Raw genomic sequence first — 2003 nt, 5'->3', positions numbered from 1 at the left:
GTCCCGCTCGCCGGCGGCTTCGAGCTCGGCTGCCAGCCCGAGCGTCGCTGCGAGCTCTGCTGCAACGTCCACATCTGGGGCGGCAGCGTCTGCCTCCAGTTCCGCTTTGAACTCTCTTTCGATCTCTGCTTCGAGCTCCGCGGAGAGTTGAAGCTCGTTGGCAAAGTGGATCGGGAACCGGATGCCCAGATCCTCCACGAACTCGGCATCCGCCTCCTCCCTCGACGCGATGCCCGGTCGGGCCAAGGACGAAGGCTGTGGTTGCGCTTCTTGGTGTGCGAGAGGCGCCCGCAGGGAGAGCCGGTAGACGTGCTCGGGCAGCGCAAAGGCGGTGGCAACCAATTCGACCGAGGCCGGTTGAATGCCCGCACTGTTCACGATCGTGGCATCCATCAGGTACGTACGCTCACCGCCGCCGTGCGGGTGCTGGTGGGTCACCATGGCGCGGCCGCGGATCCGGATGGTGTCGGCCGCGGCTGTTCCGGCGGCGCCGGTCGGGGCAAGGGGCGTGCCGTCGGGAGCGAGGTCGAATTCGATGACGTCGTCGTTGAGGACGTACTCGGCGTCCAGTCGCAGGCCGATGGGCTCACCGGCGTCGTCAAAGACGATGTCGTCGCCCGGGTGCTGAACGGACAGGTTGCGGGGCAGGTGCCAGGTGCTGTCGTCGTCCAGGGTGATCGCGACGGTGCCGAACTCGGTGTCGGCGCGGTGGATGACCTCCCAGGCCCTGTCCTCGTCGTTGATCCGCAGCCAGACCCAGTCGCCGGGGGTGAGAGTGTCCGCCCAGCGCATGGTGTCGGTGCTCTGGTCGGGGCGCTCGGGCTGGTCCTCGAAGAGCCGCCACATGGCGTCGCTGGAGGAGTTGGCGTTCTCGCTAGCCCGGTCAAAATGGGCGCGCTCCTCCAGGACCGTGTGGTTGAGGTTCACGAGTTCCGCGCTGCTCAGGCGGGTGCCGAGCTGCGGGTCGCTCCAGTCGATCGGCTCCCCGCCGGTGGTGCGCAGCTCGGTGAGTCGGCCGGCGAACTCGCGTGCTGCCTCCAGGGACGGCAGGCCCTCCAGCGGCTGAGGGGGGACGGCGAGGTCTTGGGCGGCGTCGGGGGTGAGGTAGAGGTCGGGCAGGAGTCCGTCGAAGGGCAGGCCGCTGCCGGCGGGGAGCACTTCGAAGGTCTCGTCAGTCTGGCGGATGACGAACTGGCCGTCGTCGGTGAGGTCCACCAGCTCGCGGTCTTCGGCGAGCTTGCGTACGTCGGTGCGGCGTTCCGGGGTCAGTCCGGGGATTTTCGCGGCCATCAGGTGGTAGCGGACCTGGCCGAGGGAGGCGAAGCGCCGCTGCAGCGGGGCGGTCTCCCCCGCTGGTGTCGCCGGCGTGAGGGGTGTGGCGACCAGGATGTGGCTGGTGGAGCGGACGCTCAGGGGTTTGCCGGTGGTCGCGTTCAGCAGCGGCTCGCCGGTAGCCGCCTCCAGGACCCGGACCCAGCCGCGAAGCGCGCCCTTCTCATCGGGGGATTCCTCGATCCGCACCAGGACCGGAACCGCAAGAGGTTCGAGTTTCGTGAGCAGTTGGGTTGCCTGGGGGTTGTTGACTTCGCCCTTCCACCAGAAGGTGCCGTCCGCTGCGGCCACCTCGCCGAGGACCTTTTTGACGTTGGTGATCACGAAGGCGTCCGGGTGCGGCATGGAGGGGTCGGTCAGCTGAGGGGCGGGCCGCAGCGTGGCCTGGGGAGCAGGGGCAGCCAGGTGGCGGCCGGTGCTCTCGTGGTACTCCTTGGCGTAGCGCCGGTCGCGCTCGTCCAGGCCCTGGGTGACCAGGGCATGCAGGATGGCCTGCCTGATGTCGTGGCCGTGCTGGTCCCTCCACTGGAGGGCCTTCAAGGGCAGAGCCCGGCGGGTGGGATTGGGCATGTCCCAGGGGAAGGGGTGGCCCTGTTCGTCGCGGATGCTCTCCAGAGCGTCCGCGATCCGGTTGGCCCGCTCACGGGTCTTGATCTTCTCGCCCCAGGGAC

At 68.8% G+C, this 2003-nt stretch carries 1 protein-coding gene; it reads right to left on the bottom strand.

Annotated elements, in window-relative coordinates:
* On the bottom strand, positions 1–2003 hold a 2003-nt coding region (locus tag ACWFR4_RS47175; RefSeq protein ID WP_453657948.1), incomplete at both ends, for a hypothetical protein.

The organism is Streptomyces sp. NPDC055140 (assembly GCF_053607285.1).
Note: the sequence above shows the minus strand (reverse complement) of the source record. Positions and strands in the feature narration are given on the sequence as shown.